Raw genomic sequence first — 18327 nt, 5'->3', positions numbered from 1 at the left:
GCTACTCCTGTCGGCGCTGGCGGTGCCGCTATCGCGGCATTCCCCGATCCGGGCGCTGCTGCGGATACCGTATGCCGCGCCTGTGGTCCCACGGATGCTGGGCGTGGATGATTTCGCGCTGCGGCGACGCAGCCGCTACGCGCCCGTGCTGATCGATGCTCAAACACGGCGGCTGGTGGACGTGCTGCCCGACCGTAACGCTGACACGCGACGCGCCGATTTGCGCCACATCTGCATGAAGACCTTGTCACTGATCGACGGAATCGTTGCCCGAACACGTCCGCGCCATACACCTCAGCCGGGGTGGGCCTGAATCTCACCGGTCGCCAAACCCTTGGCCGACAACGAAATCATGCGCGCTCAGCTTCCGCCAGGGGAGGCCCGCCACGAATCGGCTCATGATGCCGATGTATGACTGCACCTGGGCCGGCTCGTCGGAGCAGAGGACGTGCACGTACTCGCCCTCCTCACGTTCAGACAGAACGATTCTTACGTTCTGAGGATACGCCCAACATCATTTCGTGAGGATTGCTAAGCCCATCTCGTCCCGACCGGCGCAAAGGCCGCTGGCACTCGGTCCGGCCGCGACCTCTGAGGAAAGGCGCCGGTAGCAACACTTCGAGAGCCGTTAGCGTGATACCGACTGCTGCCTGGTCGAGCCGCCGCCCTTCAGGTACGGGCAGCGATCCGGACACAGATGGGCGGTCGGCGATGAAGTCAGGGGTGTCCTTGAGGTTGCTGCTGGCTTCGCGTCCGCCACGTCCCGATGCCGAGACGGGACGTCGGTTAATGAGCTGTACCGAACTCACGGTGTAGTGAGGGCGCCGCAGGAGACTGCGGGAGAGTGGGTCAGCTGACGATGCCGAATCCGCCGTTCCAGGAGACCTTCTCGGTCGAGGCCATGCTGATTTGCAGGAAGCCGAGGGCCTCCATCTCTCGGGCGCGCTTGACCGACAAGCAGTCCGCCACCCGGGTGCGCTTAGTACTCCAACCGGAGATCGTGATCAAGGATCGGCGGCATGAGCAGCACGCCAGTACCATGCGGGGATGGGTAGATTCCTTGCACTCTTCAACGGCGCGGCTGATGAGGTCAGCAGGGCCGAACTCACCGAACAGCAGCAAACCGAGTTCATCCACGCCTGGGCGTCATGGGCGCAGGCCAACGAGAAAGCTCTCATCGATCCCGGCGCTCCGTTGAACGCGAAGAGGCTGGTCACGGCGCAGGGGGTCGAGGATTTTACCGACGCCATGACTGGCTACACCATCGTGGAGGCGGACTCGCACGATGAGGCAGTTCAGATCTTCTCCGGACATCCGCACCTGCGGCTGTCCGCCGGAAACTCGATCGCAGTCCTCGAGTGTCCGCCTCCGCCCGGCTGATACTGCCGCCTGCAAGTTGATCCTGGCTGAGCTCTTCGTTATTGCCGCGGGTGTGTTCATGACCGCCGTCGTCCTCGCCGGCATGCTGGTCGCCAACCTCGCGGCTGGGGTCGAGTGGGCTTCGAGGGTGTCCTGCTGCCGGGCAACTACCTCGCGATCGTCGCTGTCCTGGCCACCTGAATCCGACCGCCTGCGCAGCCGTCGGCTCGCTCGGGCCGGGAAGTGCTCGCCGCACGTGGGACGCGAAGCCCGAGGCGACGGCCGGGCCGGTAGCGCACACCCACACCATGCGGCGTGGCGCCGGAAGCCCGGCACCACGCCGCGAGGGAACTACTTGCCGCCGGCGAGGGCGACCAGGGCGTTGGCGGTGCGGAAGTACGGGTTGCGGCCGAGGTCGCCGACGGTGGTGATGTTGAAGGCGTCCTTGAGCAGCTTGGCGTCGCCGTCGCTGACCCCGGCGAGGGCGGACACCGGGGCGTCGACGATCTCGGTGAGGGTCTTGTCCTGGTAGGTCTTGTCGACCAGCTTGGTGAGGTCGGCGGTGACGGGCATGCACACTCCTTCGAAGTGCCGGTCGGGCAATCCGACTGGCTATGGACAAACCTGCTGAATTAGATCATGGAGCGGGTGCGTGTATCCACTGTGGACACGGGCGGTTCACGCCTCCTCGTCGTCGCCCTCGTCGTCGCCGAAGGAGTCGAAGACCTCGTCGGCGACCATGCCGCCGGCGAAACCGAGCGCGGCGCCGCCGACCACGCCTGCGGCGACGGCACCCATGCCGGGGCCACCGTGCCGCTCGTGGTGTTCCTCCTTGTAGTGGCCGCCTGGGTGGCCGTATGCGGCGTGCCCGTAGCCGGGCGGCGGAGGCGGGTAGCCCGGCGCGCCGTAGCCCTGGGCGGGCGGGGCGTAGCCGTGGCCGCCGTGCAGGCTCTGGTAGCCGTCGAGGGCCTGGCGGACCCAGCCGTCGACCTGCGCGGCCCAGTCGACGCGGTCGGCGTCGGCGTGCGCGGCGTGGTAGCGGCCGAACGAGTCGTGGCCGCCGGTGAACAATCCGCCGCGCTTGTCGAACTCGAGCACGACGTCCACGCCGTGCTCGTTTGCGACGAAGGTCAGCTCGACCTCGTTGACGGCGTGGGCGTACTGCGGGGCGGCGTAGTACTCAATCTCCTGGTAGAACGGCAGACCCTGGTGCAGGCCCGAGATGTGCCCGCGCTCCAGGTCGGCGCCCTTGAACCCGAAGCCGAGCCGGCCGAAGGCCTCCAGGATGCGTTCCTGCACCGGCAGTGGGTGCACGGACACCGGGTCGAGGTCGCCCTTGTCGACGGCGCCACGAATGGCCACCTCGGTGCGCAGGCCCATGGTCATGCCGTGCAGGTGCTGCCCGTGCAGGTCGGTCACCGGGGTCTCCCACGGCATCGCCACCTGGAACGGCAAGGACTGCCGCTGCCCCTCGCGCAGGTGCAGGCCACCCGCGACCTGAACGCGATGGAACTCGACGAGGGCGTCGTACTCCTCCTCCACGCCCTCCATCTCCACCCGGGTGACCAGGCCGACAGTGATGTGGTCGATCTCCACATCGTGGCTGCCGCCGGTCAGGTTCACCTGCCCGCCCAGCATCAGGCCAGGGCGGGTGCTCGGATTGGACAGGACCGTATCGACGCTGGGGCCGCCCACCCCGAACGCGCCCAGCATCTTCTTGAACACCACGAACCTCTCCCTCGACGACCACCGAACGCGCGACAACCGCAGATCCGGTGGAACTTCCGCATAGAACCCTTGTGCCGCAACGAGATCAGCGACGTCCATAATGGAAATCACAGCGCCGGGAAAATACCAACGCCACCTGAGAAGTAGCTGAGTGCATCCGCACCGTTACTCCTGGGTGGTGCCGTGTTCACCAACACCAACACGAACACCAGCGTGACCTGCACGCCATAGCCACCACGGCCTGTTTGACGCCTCCCTCTACCGGCCCCCCCGGAGCACCACCGGATCGGCGGTCGGGTGCCGTCTACACCAACGATCTGGCGCAACGGGCAGCCGACGCCTGCTCGCCTTCAGGCGAAGCGCGACCTCTCACCGCGCGGTGTTCCCCAGCTCCGGCGTGGCGGTGAGCACACAGAAACGTCTCAGAATGCCTGCCTAACCTGGCCGGCATGTCCCGCGACGGTGAGCCTCCCAGTCCTAACCAATCCGAGGTCCGGAAGGTGGCGTGCTGGTGACCGAGTGGCTGTTGCTGGCCGTCGCGGTCCTGCTGATCGCGGCGAATGCGCTGTTCGTGGCCGCGGAGTTCGCCTTCGTCACGGTCGACCGGGCGACGGTCGAGCGCCGGGCGCAGGACGGCGACCGCCGCGCCGCCGGACTACTGGCGGGGTTGCGAACGTTGTCCACCCAGTTGTCCGGGGCGCAACTGGGCATCACGGTGACCAGTCTGGTCGTCGGGTTCCTGGCCGAGCCGTCCCTGGCCACGCTGCTGCGCGGCCCGCTCGGGCTCACCGGCCTGTCCGACTCCGCGGTGACCGCGGTGTCGGTGACGCTGGCGCTGGCTCTGGCGACGGGCTTCCAGATGGTCTTCGGTGAACTCGTACCGAAGAACTGGGCGATCTCCGAACCGCTGCGCGTCGGCCGCGCCGTCGCCGGGGCGCAGCGCGGCTTCACCACCGGCGCCGGCCCGCTGATCCGTTTCCTCAACGGCACCGCCAACCGGATCCTGCGCCTGATGGGCGTCGAACCGACCGAGGAGCTGGCCTCGGCGCGGTCCCCGCAGGAACTCGCCTCGCTGGTCAGCCGATCGCGCCGCGAGGGCACCCTCGACGCGCGGACCGCCGAACTGGTCGCGCGTTCGATCGACTTCGGCGAGCGTACGGCGGCCGACGTCATGACCCCGCGTACCCGCGTGCGGTTCGTCTCCGCCGACGCGCCCGCAGCGGAGGTCCTGGCCCTCGCCGCCGGCACCGGGCACGCCCGATTCCCGGCCACCGGCACCGGCGTCGACGACGTCGTCGGCGCGGTGCACTTCAAGCACGCCCTCGCAGTGCCCACGGCACAGCGGTCCACGCAGCCGGTCCGGACGATCATGTCTGGCCTGCCCGAGGTGCCCGAGACCATGCCGCTGGACCCGCTGCTGGCTGTCCTGCGCGAGCAGGGACTACAGATGGCGGCCGTCGTCGACGAGTACGGCGGCACGGCCGGCATCGTCACGCTGGAGGACCTCGTCGAGGAGATCGTCGGTGAAATCGCCGACGAGCAGGACGCCCCCCACCGTCGCCACCACCGCGCCGCCGACGGGACATGGACCCTGTCCGGCCTGCTGCGCCCCGACGAGGCGTCCCGGCTGATCGGCCTCGACCTGCCGGAAGCGCGGGACACCGACACCCTCGGCGGCCTCGTGACCGAGCACCTCGGCCGCTTCCCGCAGGTCGGCGACACCATCACCGTGCCCGTCGCCGACCGGAACCATTCCGACCCGGACGGTCTGCCGACCCCGACCCACGCCGAACTCACCGTCACCCGGCTCGACGGCCGCCGGGTCGACCGGCTCACCCTGCGTCGTACCGACAACCACCCGAGCGAGGAAGCCCGGTCATGAGCGACCTCACCGCGATCCTGCTGGCCGTGGCGCTGCTGGCCGGTAACGCCTTCTTCGTCGGGGCGGAGTTCGCCCTGATCTCCGCCCGCCGTACGCAGATCGAACCGCGCGTCGCGGCCGGTTCGTCCATCGCCCGGATCACCCTGCGGGCGATGGAGAACGTCTCCCTGATGATGGCCGGCGCGCAACTCGGCATCACCGTCTGCTCCCTCGGCCTCGGCGCGATCGGCGAACCCGCCGTGGCGCACCTGCTGGAGAAGCCCTTCGCCGCCGCTGGCGTACCCGAGGCGCTGCTGCATCCCATCGCGTTCACCATCGCCCTGGCGATCGTGGTGTTCCTGCACATGGTGCTCGGCGAGATGGTGCCCAAGAACATCGCGCTCGCCGGTCCCGAACGCTCCGCCCTGGTCCTCGGGCCTGTGCTCTACGGCATCGTCACCGTCCTGCGTCCGCTGATCTGGCTGCTCAACCAGATCGCCAACGCCGTCCTGCGGCTTCTCCGCGTCACTCCGAAGGACGAGGTGACCTCCACCTTCACCAACGAGGAGATCGCCGGCTTCATCGCCCAGTCCCGTCAGGAAGGACTGATCGACCAGCAGGAGCACGACCTGCTCACCGGCGCGCTGTCCTTCAACGACCAGACCGCCGCCACCGTTGCGCTCCCACTGGCCTCACTCATCACCCTGCCCCAGGACACCACCGCCGCGGAGCTCGAACGCCAGTGCGCGGCAACCGGATACTCCCGTTTCCCGCTCACCGACCCGCAGGGTGGGCTCACCGGGTACGTCCACGTCAAGGACATCCTCGGACTGCCAACGGAACAGCACGACGAGCCTCTCGACCCCGGGCTGATCCGCCCGCTCGCGACCCTCGACGCCACCAAGCCCCTGCGCGACGCGCTCACCGTCATGCAACATCGCGGCGCCCACCTCGCCACCGTCGTCGACCCGACCGGCCAGATCCTCGGCCTGGCCGCGCTCGAGGACATCGTGGAGAAGCTCGTCGGCGAGGTCCGCGACGCCACCCAACACACCACCGACCGCGCCATGGTTCCCTCATGACCCGATGCCCGCCCCCATGAGCCGACTCGTCGCTGCCTGGGACCGGGGTTGACCACGCCGTTACGCACTTCGCGGGCGGATCCAGTGCCCCATTCGCTGTATCGCCCGCAGGCAATGCCCATCGTTCGCCGCAGCGAGCACGGATCGATCACCCTCCTCGGCGACCTGGCCCCGGGTCATCCCCGGTGGGGAGGCCGATATGGGTCCATAGACCGACGTTTCCGGTTGGCGCCCCGTGGCACCATCAGCAGCAGTTACGTCACACGGGAGGCGACATGCACCTGTCACGCCGCAGTTTCCTGCTGGCCACCACCGGTACGGCACTCGCGACGCCCCTGCTGGCCGGTGCCGGCCCGGCACTCGCGGCCGGCCGTCCGCCCGCCGGGTCGCTGCCGGACGCGGCGCTCACCGCCGACCTTCGCGCGATCACCGAGGCCGGCATGCCCGGTGTGTTCGCCGAGGCGCGCGACGGACGGGACCGGTGGCGGGGCGCCAGCGGGGTGGCCGACGTGACGACCGGTCGACCGGTGCTGCCCGGGTTCCAGCACCGGGTCGGCAGCATCACCAAGACCTTCGTGGCCGCCACGCTGCTGCAACTCGTCGGTGAGCGCCGGATCGCGCTGGACGCCCCGATCGGCCGGTACCTTCCGGAGTTCGCGGTCGCCGGGGTGACCGTCCGGATGTTGCTCGATCACACCAGCGGGATCAGCGACTACGACCACGTCATCTTCGCCACCCCGGAGGACATCGAGCGGCACCGGTCCACCACGTTCACGCCGCGCCAACTCGTCCGGGCCGGCCTCGGTCAGCCGTCGACCGGGGCACCGGGCGCGGCCTTCTCCTACTCGAACACCAACTACATCCTGGCTGGGCTGATCATCGAGCGGGTCACCCGCCGGTCTGCCACCGACGAGGTGCACCGGCGGATCCTCCGGCCGCTCGGGCTGCGGCAGACGTACTTCCCCGGCGTGCGTCCCCGGATCGCCGGCCCGCACAGCAGGGGCTACGTCCCGTGGTACGAGGGCGAGCTGCGCGATTTCAGCGTCAGCAACATGTCCTGGGCCTGGACGGCCGGGGCGCTCGTCTCGACCATGGCCGACCTGAACACCTTCTTCCGGGCGCTGCTCGGTGGCCGGCTGCTCCGCCCGGCTCAACTGGCCGCGATGAAGACCACCGTGCCGTTCGATCCGGCCCAGCCGGAGGCCGCCGGCTACGGGCTCGGCCTCTACCGGATGACCTGGCCCACCGGCGACGTCTGGGGGCACGACGGCCTGGTCTTCGGACACAGCACCATCTCGCTGCACACCCCGGACGGTCGGCGGCAGGTGAGCCTCGCCCAGAACGTGACGCACTACGCGCTGCCCGGCGCGCCGGACCCGATCGGCGAGGCGGTCGGGAGGTTCCTGAACACGGCACTGGTCGGTGAGAGCGCCGTCGCGGCGCGGACCGCCACCGCCGCCAGGGTACCGGCGGTCGTCCCGGCGCCGGGCGCACCGACCCTGGTCAGGCCACTGCCGCAGCGCTGACGCTGTCGCCCGGCAGCCGCGACCGGCACCGTACTCCGGTCGTGGCTGCCGGACGGCCGGGCCGTGGCGTTCCGGCCAGGCCGGATCGCCTGGGTGCCGCGTTCCGATTGCGTTTCGGACCCCCGAACCGACGGACGACGCAGACCGGTAGCCGTCAGCCTCGTCAGCCAGAACATCGTGCACGACGAGCATCTCGCCCGCCGGTAGCGGCGGAAGTTCAAACACCTCCGCGACCAACCGACGTTCGCACAGCGTGCGTCGACCCGCGGGCGTGGGCACCCCAGCGGACCCGGACACGTTGCACGACGAGCACGGCGACCAGGATGCTGGACAACGCGGGGTAGCGCCACCACGCTTCGGCGGTTCCACGCTGACCAGAGGCAGGACGGGGTCGGGGGTTAGCCCGTCCGGTCGCCGAGAAACGTGGACCGCCACAGCCTCCGCCTCCGCCATCAGCATTGGCGAGAGTTGGATTGCGACGGTGGGTTCTCGCTGCTTCGGATCTCGGGTGCGTATGCGGCGGTGACTTGCGTAGTGTCTCGCGGCATCAGCGTGTAGCTCAGTGAGGAGAGCACCGGGCTTGCATCCCGGAGGGCGCGGGGGCGGGGCCCGCCACGCTGGCGTGAGCGACAACGACATCCGCGTCGGCGTGGGCTTCCCCCTGGGCCAGCTGGCGCGTGCCCTGACGACCGCCGGGACGCATGAGGACGAGGCCACCCGTCAGCGGGCGGAGCTGCGGGTACGCCGCTGGCAGCAGGTCGTGGACGGGATGGCCGGGGGAGGGCTGGACATCGGTTCGCGTACCCCGGTGAGAGGTCTGCCGGCATGGGTGACGCCGCAGGTGGTCCACGGTGGGTTCGCGACCGGGGAGCCGGCGGCGGGCGGTCCGCTGCGCCCGGACGAGACCGACCGGGCGCAGCGGCTGGGCCTGCCCGCCGACCGCCGGGCGTTGTTTTGGTCCTGGTTGACCGACGCGGGATTGGAAGAGCTGGGCGAGCTGCTCGACAGCGGCCGCTACCGGGTGGAGTACGCGGAGGAGACGGCGCTGCCGGTGGTGGCGTGGTTGCTGCGCGCTGGCGGGCGCGACGCCGCCTTGGGCGTTCTGGAGGAGATCGCACCGTTCGCCGAACGGCTGCGGTTCACCCCGGCTCCGAGCGATCAGCGCGCCGGCGACCCGGACGTCGTGTATCGGCAGACGGCGGGCGACGTGCGCCGGATCCTGGAGCAGCGGCAGCCGAATGCGCAGATCGAGACGATGCGCGAGGCGCTGACGGTGTGGAATCCGTTCGCCGACGAGTTGCTGACGTTGTGGTGCGAGACCCGTGACGGCGGCCGGATCGGCGCGGTGACGCTGGACGGCTGGCTGCCGCGAGCCGTGCAGCTGCTGGCCCGCTACCAGCAGCTCACCGCCGAGCACACCCTCTGCAGCAAGCATCGCAACCCGAAGGGCAGCATCGGCGTACTGCGAACCGCGCTGGAGCGACGCGTGGCCGGAGCGGAGCTGACGCCACGGGAGCGTGGCCTGGTCCAAAGCGCGGTGGATGCGATGCTGCGCAAGCGCGGCCAGCCGGGCAGCCCCGAGCACACCGCGCTACGCGAGCAGCAGGCCCGCGAGGCGGCGCGGCCCCGCCACCATCAGCTGGCGCAGTTGGTCGCCGCCCGGCTGGCCGGCCTACCTCAGGACATCGGGATCGGCGACGTCGACCACGTGCTACGCCCAGTCGACGCTGACGAGGCCCACCCGGAGGGTGTGGTGGCGGGCTGGCCGACACCACGCCCCGTCGCCCGCGTCGTCACCCGCGCCGCCGCCGGAACCCTGGAGCAGCTGATCGACCGCGGCGTCATCGCCTCGGCGGAGGAGCTGGCACGGCTCACCCCGCGGTTGGCGGCGGCGACTGCGGCTTCGGCGTACCCGGACCCGGCCCTGCGCATTCTGATGGACGCCACGTACCGTGCCTTCCGGAATCGCCGGTCCCTGTTGCTGCTGAACCTGCAGCACCAGGTGCGCGTGGCCGAGCTGCCCTGGGTCCAGGCGGTCGCGTCCGCCCGGACCGACACCAGCGACACCCGCAACCAGGCGCGTCGCACCCTGGTCCGGCTGGCCTCCGCCGCGGTCTGCGGGTTCCCGGCCACGGTCTTGCCCAACCCGCTCGTCGGGGAACTGTCGACGCTGTCGAAGCAGGCGAGCCTGCAGCTGCCGTGGGTCGAGGAGCTCGCGGCCGACATCTTCATGGGCACGTTCTCGGCGAAGTTCCTCCAGGCGGCCAAACTCGCTGGCCGGCGGCTCGCGGACAGCCTGTACGCGCGGTACTACGACATCGACTACCCGGCCATCGCCGCGATCGACGACACCAGCAGGCGGCTGATCCGGCGTACTCGGACCTCGGACGCCTTCGATCACCTGTGCCGCGACCGGGCCGGCGCCTCCGGTAAGCGGTCGTGGTTGAACGTCGCGGCCAACGGGATCATCATCGAGCAGGCGCAGATTATGACCACGCACAACCTGGCCACGATCGCCGAGCTCGGCATCGACCTGCCCTCGACGCACCTAGCGAAGCGGTGCATGGATACGGTGCTGCGGCTGACGGCGCGTATCCACCACAACCCTCGGCCGCTGGGCACCGTCAAGAACACCGCGTACGCGTGGCGGCAAATGCTGTTCTTCCTGTCGCTGTCCTCCTGGGAGGGGCAGAAGGCCTTCGCGGCCTACGCCGAGAAGCGGTTGGCCACCCAGCCAGACCACGTGCGAACCCGGCTAGCGCCGGCCGTGACCGGACTCGCGCACGTGATCAGCGGTGGAAAGTTCGACGCGGACGGCAGGGCGGGCACCGGCCGACGGCTGCTCGGCTGGACCACGACGGAGCACTGGATGCTCGACCCGGGACCGCGGGACTGAGGTTCAGCGAGGCAGGGGCTCCGTGTGGTGGCTACACGCTCCTGCTGGCGAGTGCCGACGTGGACGCCCGCGACGGGCGAGGGCGGCCGGCGGTGATGTACGCAGATTCGATCCTTGGCGCCCGCCAGCACGCTGCTTACCACCATGGCGACTACCTGCGGCTGAACGGCTACAGGTCGGTCGTGCCACCCATCCGATCGGTGCAGACCCGCCAGAGCGGCGGGGCCCCGGCTGCCGACCGGGACACGCGATGGGCGTACCGGTTGGCGGACCTGCTCACCACCAGCAGAGGCGGCCGCTGTACCCGAGCCGGTGGTTGTTGCAGGCGAGCGCACCGTACCTGCGGTATGTGGGGGGCGTGCGGGTCGGTTTTCAAGCCCGCCCCCATCGCCGACTGGTGGTCCGAGCTGCTGGTCGATGATGGTGCCGGTGAGCCGCCCGGCACGCCAGCCCTGTCGCACGAACGCGAGCGGGTGGGGGCACGACGCCGCGCAGCTCACCGCCCAACCACGCGAACTCGCACGGCTGCTCGGCCAGGGACGTACGGCTGCGGTGGTCGCTCTGGGGCCGGGGTCGAACCTCCGCGCACAAGAAGAAGGCCCGCACCGAGCCGGTGCGGGCCTTCTTCTTGCTGTCATCCGGTCAGAGCTTGCCCCAGATCTGGTTGGCGGTGCCGGCGCAGTCCCACAGTTGCAGCGCGGCGCCGTTGCTACCGACCCAGTCCTTGATGTCCACGCATCGGCCGGAGGAGACGTTCACCAGGGTCCGGGCGGAGGTGAGGGTGAATCGCTGCACCGGGTTGGTGTTGCAGGCGGTCAGCTGGATCGGCGTGCCGTTGGCGAGGGCGCCACCGGCCGGGTCCATGCACTTGCCCATCGCCCGCAGCGTGCCGTCACCGTGGAACGCCCAGCTCTGCGCGGCGCTACCGTTGCAGTCGAACATCTGGAGGCGGGCTCCGTCGACCGGGTTGCCGCCCGGGATGTCGATGCAGCGACCGCTGAAGTTGGACTGCAGCATCGTCGCGCCGACCGGCGGGGTCGTCGGCGGGTTGGTGCCTGGGGGTACGCCGGGGTCGCAGTCGTTGGTGGTGACGACGCTGTCGACGTGCACGGTGCCTCCGGACCGGTACCCGTTGATCGCCGCAGCCGCCTGCGTCGGGCTCAGCACCTGCTTCTTGGCGTGGTACACGTAGTCGACCGACTGGATCCAGGTGCTGGTGCCGACCCCGGTGTGCCCCGTCAGGTCGATGAACCACTGGTTGAAGTCGATCGACATGTTCTGCCGCGGGTAGAACTTGCCTGAGTGGTCACCGACCAGCGCGCCGTCGATGTAGTACTTCACGTGGCCACCGGAGACCGTCGCCATGACGTCGTGCCAGCCGTTGATGCTGCCGGCCTGCTTGCTGTGCTGGTTGTCGGCGTACCACGGATCGGCCACGTAGGTGTACCAGCTGGTCTGGTAGTTGATCGGGCCCGGCTCACCCCAGCCGCCGTTGGGCAGGTACTCGGAGAAGTCCAGCTCGGAGTACATCGGGTCGCGCGGAGCGGCAAGCGGGGAGATGGCGTAGAAGGTCTGGTTCACGTGATCGCCGTCCGGGCCGCTGACCGGGGCGTCGGCGAACTTTATCCGGGCGAGGTAGGTGCCCTCGAAGAAGCGGCGGTTGCTCTGCGAGAACTCGGCGTGCGACGTACCGCCCGCGGTGCCGTCGGTGACCGCTCTCAACTGGGCGACCTTCTGCCCGTCGACGGTCGGGAACGACACGTTGTCAGCGAGCCAGCGCGCACCACTCACGCCCGGGCCGCCGGGACTGCTCCGGATGCGCCAGCCCCGCTGGCCAAGGGCCGCGTCCGTACGGGATGAGTAGTTGAAGTCATCGAAGAGCACGCCGCAGCCGACCGCGGCGCTGCTGCTCGGCGCGGCGACGATACCGATGCCGGTGAGGGCTGCGACGGTTGCGGCGAGGGTCGCACCAATGGCGACCTTGCGGATTGGCGTTGGCGTAAGCCCCATGGGGGGTGGGCTCCTTCGCATGAGAGGCGCCGGCCGGCCTGGGGCCTGCCAGGACTGAGGCGGACGACGACCTCAGCACCGAACTGACCAGTGGTGTGGCAATCGGCCGTCTGGATACCCTCACCCATACCAATGATCTACGTCAATACCCGCACGTGTGGGCTTCCGACCCTCCAGCGCGGGCCGTCGCGCCTGGGGGTGGGCAACCGGCCCACCCGGGCCATCGAGGACCTCGCTCACGCTGTCCCGTTGTCCGCCACCCGCTGCACCGACGGCTGCCTGGTGCCGACCGGACAGCAGGCTCTCGACATGCCAGCCGGACGGCCCGGTCCAGAGCCACACCGTATCCGGAACCGCGTCGCCGATGGCCGACGCAGGCGCCGGGGTCGCCGGTGATCGCGCCGGCAGCCGGGCCCACGTACAGGGCGTGGGTGCAGTCAGTCGGCCCGGCTGACCTCGTCGTTCTTCGTCGAACATGGGCCGCGTCGTGTGTGGAGCGTCGGCTTGACGCTGATCGAGTCGTCTGCGCTGTTCAGCAGGGGAAGTTTGAAGTACCGCAGGTGCACCGTTGTGTCGAGTTCCGCTGCGGCCTGGCGTAGGGCGGAGCGCTCGTCGCGGCTCCGGAGGCCGAAGTCGATCACGACGTTGGTGCCGGCGTCGAGGGCGCGCAGCCCGATCTGGATGAGCCGTCCTTCGATCACGTCCTGAGCCGATGGTGCATTCTCGTGCCCGGAGAGAGCCAACACCCATTCGTCCTTGGTTCACTGATACCGCCGGCCGGCCGACGTAGCGCTCGGCGCGGCAACGGCCTGTCGTCGCGGCGATTCGCCTCGGGCCAGGTCGGGGAGCGGCCGTTTGGCTCACTATCGGCGATGACGCCAGGCCATCGCTCACGCTTCAACCGGTCGTCCCGACCGGGCGAGACGGCCCTGGCGCGGGTACCTCTCCGGTCGACCGGAGCTGGCATCATGGCCGCATGCCAAGCGGTCTCTGGGTGTCGATGGCTTCGGGTGGTGGCGTGGTCCTCGCCTTGCCCGACGCGGCCAGGGCGCCGGTCGGTTGAGCGACGACAGGTGGCACGGTGGTCCGGCCCGGGTCCCCCCGGACAGGAAACGCGACCGTCGCCGGAATGTGGCCCTGCTGCTGGTGACGGTGTCGAGTCTGCTCTCGGTCGTGCTGGCCGTCGTGGTCAACGTCGCGACCGGCGGTGAACTGCCCGAACCGGTCGCGGCGTACGGCTGGCTGGCCTGGCCCACGGTCGCCGCGCTGGCCCTCGCCGGGGTCGGCCTCGCTCTGTGGCAGCACCGGCTGGGACAGGTCGACCACCCTTCCACGTCACCCGCTCTCCCGCCGGCGCAAGCCCCGTCACCGCCGAGCGAGCTTCCGGTCGCGCCGCGCCTCACCGGCCGGGAGACGGAGCTGGCCACCGTCGAGGAACTGGTCGCGGACGGCGCACAGGTCGTCAGCATTTCCGCGGTGGCGGGCACGGGAAAGTCGGCGCTGGCCGTGTTCTACGCCCATCGGGTCCGCGAGCTGTTCCCGGACGGCCAGTTGTACGTCGCCCTGGGCGGCGCCGGCCCCGATCCCGTGCCGGCGCAGGAAGCGTTGATCCGGATGCTCAGGGCGCTCGGCCGCGACGTGGAGGAACGGCGGGGCACGCTGGAGGAGCTGTCGTCACGCTTCCGGTCCGTGGTCGCGGACCGCCGGCTACTCGTCGTACTCGACGATGCGTGCGACGCGGCGCAGGTACGGCCGCTGATCGCGGCGGGTGCGGGCTGTCTCACCCTGGTCACGAGTCGCCGGTTGATCGCCGACCTGCCGGGGGGCGCCGTCCTGACCCTCGGCGCGCTGCCGTCCGGGCAGGCGCTGGAACTGCTGACCGCGACGGTCGGCGCGGACCGGGTCGCCGCGGACCCCTCGGGCGCCCGACGGCTGGTCGAGTTCTGCGCGGGGCTGCCGCTCGCGCTGCGCATCGTCGGATCCCGGCTCCGGGCCCGACCCGGCTGGACCCCGTCGGCCCTGGCCGACCGGCTGGCGGACGAGAGCCGCCGGCTCGACGAGCTACGGCTGGGCGACCGGACGATCAGGTCGGCCTTCCAGTCCACGTACGAGGAGTTGAGCGACGTGGACCGGCTGGTGTTCCGACGAGCCGGGTCGCATCCGGGTGTGCTGTTCGGGCTCCAGTCGGCGGCGCGTCGGTGCGGGCTCGATTCGTCCGTGGTGCGGGACGCCCTGGACCGGCTGGTGGACGCCTTCCTGATCGAGGCGCCGACACCGTCGAGCTACCGGCTGCACGACCTCCTGCGGCTGTTCGCCGGAGAGATGATGGAGCGGCAGGAGACGGCCGGTGACCGTGCCGCCTGCCTGATCCGGCAGCTGGACTGGTTAAGGGACCGGGCCGGGTCCGCCGGGGGTGTCGCGGATGAACGCGACAACATCCTGGCCGTGCTGCGGACCGCGGTCGCGGAGGGGCTCACCAACCAGGCGTGGGCACTGGTGGAGGCGGTGCACCCGCTGCTGACCGCGGCCGACGACCACAGCTACCGATTGCAGCTGTGGCGATCCGCGGAGCAGGTGGCGGCGTCGGCGGGCGACGACCGGCGACGGGTGCGCGCGTTGCGGTGGGTCTCGCACTCCTTCGGGCTGGCCGGCGAGGTGGAGTCCGAGCTGGCTGCGGCGCGGGAGGCCGTCGCTCTCGCCGAGCGACTCGGCGACGCGGAGGAGTTGGCACAGACCGTTCGCCGACTGGGCGAGGCGCTGCGGTCGTACGGACGTCCGGATGAGGCGGAGGAGTCTCTGCTGCGGGCTCTGCGCCTGTTCCAGCGGTCGCACGCGGTCGAGGAGGAGATCGAGGTCCGCTCCGCCCTGGGGGTCCTCTACAACACCCTCGGTCGTCCCGAGCGCAGCATTCCCACGCTGGAGCGGGCGGCGGCACTCCTTCCGGCGAAGGAGACGGCACTGCACGGCTACGTGTTCCTGGGGCTGGCTGCCGGCCACAAGATCGCCGGCCACCCGACGGAGGCCGCTGCTCTGACGAGGCGCGCCGTCGACATTGCCGACCGGCTGGACGACGAGTTCCTCCGCGGATACTGCTTCCACGAACGGGGCTGGCTCGCCGTCGAGGAAGAGCGGCACCGCGACGCCGAACAGGACTTCCGCGCCATGCTGGAGATCTTCACGCGGATCCGGCACGGCGCCGGGGTGGGCGGGGCACACCACGCGCTCGGCGCCGTCGCGGCCGCTCAGGGTCGTCCGGACCAGGCGGCCACGGCGTACCGGGCGGCGATCGGAGTGTACGAACGGCTGGGCAACGTGGAGTTCGCGAACAGGGTCCGGAGCTCCCTGTCGGCGCTCAACTCGACCCGACCGAGCGCCGATGGCGACCGTATGAGCCACGACGACACCGACCCGAGAACGTCGAGTCGGCCCTGAGTACCGACGGGTGAATATCCGTGGCTCTCGCTGGCCTGCCGGACTGCATCCGCAACTGACGATGGGCGGAGGAGGCGGAGCCAGCTGATGCAGGCCGATAAATCGACGGAAGCGCGGATCTTCAGCCGCTAGAGTCGGAGCTGTTGCGGAACGGTCTGCCCGGGAATCGAGGAGCACTGATGTCTAGGTCATCGGCTGGAGCCTCCACTCGCCCCTCGGCGACCGCAGTTGCAGGCTCGTAGCGCCGCTCGTGTAGCGAACCCAGCCCACATCCCGGTCGACGAGGCGAGGTGACACCTGTCACCGGCCCTTGGCGCTTTTCGGCGTCTCCGTTCGCCCATCCGGGAGCTCTGCTGTGTCCGCTCGGCATTCCTCGAACCACCGGCTCCTTCTCGTACTCCAACGCCTGATCACTTCCCCGTTCGCCAGGAGAGCTCGACGGCTCAGGTCGGCTCCGGCTGCTTCGAAGCATGCTGACGAGGCCGTCAGCCGCAACGTCCGCCTGCTGGGCTGGTTCAACTTCCTCGGCGACTTCCGCATGTACGGGCCGATCATGGTCATCTACTTTGCTCAGGTCACCGGCTCGTACACAGCCGCCGCAAGCCTGCTGGCGCTGAAGAAGCTGTCCTGCGCGGCGTTCGAAGTCCCCACCGGCGTGCTCTCCGACCGGCTCGGGCGTCGTGGCACGATGATCGCCGGTGCCGTCGTCATGGTGGCCGCCCACCTCGGATACGCCGGAGCTTCCGGCTATGGTCTCCTCCTGGCAGCCGTTGTGCTGGAGGGATTGGCGGCCTCACTGTGGAGCGGCAACAACGCCGCGCTTCTGTACGACACTCTGCTCGCAGCCGACCGGGAAGCGGAGTTCCCCCGGCACTCGGGCCGTGTGAACTCGATGTTCCAGCTCGCGCTCGCGCTGGCGGCAGCCGTAGGTGGCGTGGTCGCCGGCGTGTGGTCGCTGCGTGCGGTGGTCGTGCTGTCGGTCGTGCCGCAGGTGCTGTGCGTGCTCGTCGCCCTGCAGGTCCGGGAACCGCGGGTGCGCGGCCCACTGGAATCGAGCGTGCTGGTGCATCTCGGGTCGGCCCTGCGCGGCATCCGCCGTAATCCGGTGCTCCGCCGGATGACTTTGGTATCGGCGCTTCGTTACAGCAGCGAAAGCGCGGCTCAGTTGTCGCCTGTCTTCGTGGCAGGGTTGTGGCCCCTCTGGGCACTGGGCGTGTGGCGCACCTTCGGCCATGGCGTGGCCTTCGTCGGCTTCCGCGTCAGTGGTCGGGTGATCGGCCGAGTGGGTGCCGCCCGCACTCTGCTGTTCGGTGAGTCGTTCAACAACCTGGCGAACTTCGTGGCGCTGGTCAAGCCGACGGTGTTTTCGCCCGTGCTGCTCGGGTCACCGGCCTACGGCATCTCGACGATCGCTCAGGAGACGTTACTGCAGCGCGAGTTCACCGACCGGGAACGCGCGACGATGGGTTCGCTCGGGTCGCTGCTCGGCAGCGTGCTGTACGCGTTCGTCGCCGTGGGGGTCGGCCTGGTGACAGACCGTTGGGGAATCGTCGCGGGGTTGCTCGCGATCCAGGCAGTGGCCCTGGTCGCGCTTCCGTTCGCCTGGTCGGTGCACGCACAGGCTCTCCGACCGCCCGTTCGCCCCGACGCCCCCTCGGCCGCAACGGCGCCGAAGGAGACGGCATGAGCGCCTTCTCAGCCCTGGCGGGCCTGCTGCGGAGAAGCTCGTCGACGACCAGCCACTGCTGCGGGGCGGATTCCGCGCGCTGCTCGCCGCCGAGCACGACATCGAGGTCGTGGGCGAGGCCGCCGACGGCAGCGAAGCCGTTGCGCTGGTCGCTCGGCACAGGCCGGACGTCGTGCTGATCGACATCCAGATGCCCGTCATTGGACGGTATCGAGGCGACCCGACGGATCGCCGCGAACCCCGATCTGACCGGCGTACCCGTCGTGGTCCTGACCAACTACGGATTCGACGAGTATGTCTTCAACGCCCTGCGCGCCGGTGCCACCGGGTTCCTCGTCAGGACCATCGAACCCGCCGACCTACTTCATGCCGTACGGGGCGCCGCCCTGCTCGCGCCGTCCATCACCACGCAAACTGATCAGCGAGTACGTGTCCCGGCCGATCCAAACACAAGCCGACTCGACCCTCGAGCGACTGACGAGCCGGGAGCGCGAGGTTGTCACGCTCGTCGCGCGAGGGATGTCCATCGAGGAGATCGCGCAGCACCTGGTGATCAGCCCGATGACCGCCAAAACTCATGTCAACCGCGCGATGGCCAAGCTCCACGTTCGTGATCGCGCCCAACTGGTGATCCTCGCCTACGAGACCGGGCTGGTCACCGCGCCGCAGTCGTGAGCGTCGATCCCGTTGGCGGCGTCTCGTTGCCGGCCGGCAGCCACTGCTTGCCCCGGCTCACCCGCGCGACG

11 protein-coding genes, 1 tRNA gene and 2 pseudogenes are annotated in these 18327 nt (G+C 69.8%); 10 read left to right on the top strand and 4 right to left on the bottom strand.

What is annotated here, in order from left to right:
- Positions 1-4 precede the first annotated feature (4 nt).
- Together ACTMS2_RS15320 and ACTMS2_RS15315 are read left to right on the top strand one after the other, a co-directional pair.
- Positions 5-226 (top strand): annotated as a pseudogene (locus tag ACTMS2_RS15320) (ISL3 family transposase); the annotation flags it as partial.
- A gap of 821 nt (positions 227-1047) precedes the next feature.
- Positions 1048-1380, top strand: coding sequence for a hypothetical protein (locus ACTMS2_RS15315; RefSeq protein ID WP_441175961.1), 333 nt, complete (start codon positions 1048-1050; stop codon positions 1378-1380).
- A 330-nt stretch (positions 1381-1710) separates the two neighbouring features.
- On the opposite strand, the gene ACTMS2_RS15310 is transcribed toward ACTMS2_RS15315, so the two are convergent.
- Positions 1711-1932, bottom strand: coding sequence for a hypothetical protein (locus ACTMS2_RS15310; protein ID WP_441175960.1), 222 nt, complete (start codon positions 1930-1932; stop codon positions 1711-1713).
- A 105-nt stretch (positions 1933-2037) separates the two neighbouring features.
- The gene (locus ACTMS2_RS15305) at positions 2038-3087 is read right to left on the bottom strand and encodes a sporulation protein (protein ID WP_441175959.1); all 1050 of its coding nucleotides are present in this window, start codon (positions 3085-3087) and stop codon (positions 2038-2040) included.
- Positions 3088-3598: 511 nt separating this feature from the next.
- On the opposite strand from ACTMS2_RS15305, the gene ACTMS2_RS15300 reads away from it, so the two are divergent.
- The 5 genes from ACTMS2_RS15300 to ACTMS2_RS15280 all read left to right on the top strand — a co-directional run bounded on the left by ACTMS2_RS15300 (position 3599) and on the right by ACTMS2_RS15280 (position 10452).
- Positions 3599-4969, top strand: coding sequence for a hemolysin family protein (locus ACTMS2_RS15300; protein ID WP_441175958.1), 1371 nt, complete (start codon positions 3599-3601; stop codon positions 4967-4969).
- Entirely contained in the window at positions 4966-6030 is a 1065-nt protein-coding gene (locus ACTMS2_RS15295) for a hemolysin family protein (protein WP_441175957.1), read from the top strand. The genes ACTMS2_RS15300 and ACTMS2_RS15295 overlap by 4 nt, the downstream gene beginning before the upstream one ends.
- Before the next feature lie 440 nt (positions 6031-6470).
- Positions 6471-7556, top strand: coding sequence for a serine hydrolase domain-containing protein (locus tag ACTMS2_RS15290; protein WP_441176019.1), 1086 nt, complete (start codon positions 6471-6473; stop codon positions 7554-7556).
- A gap of 548 nt (positions 7557-8104) precedes the next feature.
- Positions 8105-8177 (top strand) — tRNA-Ala (locus tag ACTMS2_RS15285).
- Between the two features lie 139 nt (positions 8178-8316).
- Positions 8317-10452: a hypothetical protein gene (locus tag ACTMS2_RS15280; RefSeq protein ID WP_441175956.1), complete on the top strand. Its 2136-nt coding sequence runs from the start codon at positions 8317-8319 to the stop codon at positions 10450-10452.
- Positions 10453-11094: 642 nt separating this feature from the next.
- Here ACTMS2_RS15280 and ACTMS2_RS15275 read toward each other — a convergent pair.
- On the bottom strand, positions 11095-12462 hold the full coding sequence (locus ACTMS2_RS15275) for an RICIN domain-containing protein (RefSeq protein ID WP_441175955.1): 1368 nt from the start codon (positions 12460-12462) through the stop codon (positions 11095-11097).
- 437 nt (positions 12463-12899) lie between these two features.
- The gene (locus ACTMS2_RS15270) at positions 12900-13208 is read right to left on the bottom strand and encodes an AAA family ATPase (protein ID WP_441175954.1); all 309 of its coding nucleotides are present in this window, start codon (positions 13206-13208) and stop codon (positions 12900-12902) included.
- Positions 13209-13593: 385 nt separating this feature from the next.
- Here ACTMS2_RS15270 and ACTMS2_RS15265 point away from each other — a divergent pair, with 385 nt between their 5' ends.
- The 3 genes and pseudogenes from ACTMS2_RS15265 to ACTMS2_RS15255 all read left to right on the top strand — a co-directional run bounded on the left by ACTMS2_RS15265 (position 13594) and on the right by ACTMS2_RS15255 (position 18256).
- Complete coding sequence (locus ACTMS2_RS15265) at positions 13594-15894, top strand: ATP-binding protein (protein ID WP_441175953.1); 2301 nt, start codon at positions 13594-13596, stop codon at positions 15892-15894.
- A gap of 355 nt (positions 15895-16249) precedes the next feature.
- Complete coding sequence (locus tag ACTMS2_RS15260) at positions 16250-17581, top strand: MFS transporter (protein ID WP_441175952.1); 1332 nt, start codon at positions 16250-16252, stop codon at positions 17579-17581.
- Between the two features lie 55 nt (positions 17582-17636).
- A pseudogene (locus tag ACTMS2_RS15255) lies at positions 17637-18256 on the top strand (response regulator).
- The last annotated feature ends 71 nt before the right edge of the window (positions 18257-18327 follow it).

The sequence above is a fragment of the Micromonospora sp. SD12 genome (genome assembly GCF_052068495.1).
Taxonomy (GTDB): Bacteria; Actinomycetota; Actinomycetes; order Mycobacteriales; family Micromonosporaceae; genus Micromonospora; species Micromonospora echinofusca.
This window is presented reverse-complemented; position numbering and strand designations above follow the sequence as displayed.

Coding starts and splice junctions, on each gene's coding strand:
- ACTMS2_RS15315 (WP_441175961.1), top strand. CDS start 1,048: ATGGGTAGATTCCTTGCACTCTTCAACGGCGCGGCTGATGAGGTCAGC.
- ACTMS2_RS15310 (WP_441175960.1), bottom strand. CDS start 1,932: ATGCCCGTCACCGCCGACCTCACCAAGCTGGTCGACAAGACCTACCAG.
- ACTMS2_RS15295 (WP_441175957.1), top strand. CDS start 4,966: ATGAGCGACCTCACCGCGATCCTGCTGGCCGTGGCGCTGCTGGCCGGT.
- ACTMS2_RS15290 (WP_441176019.1), top strand. CDS start 6,471: ATGCCCGGTGTGTTCGCCGAGGCGCGCGACGGACGGGACCGGTGGCGG.
- ACTMS2_RS15275 (WP_441175955.1), bottom strand. CDS start 12,462: ATGGGGCTTACGCCAACGCCAATCCGCAAGGTCGCCATTGGTGCGACC.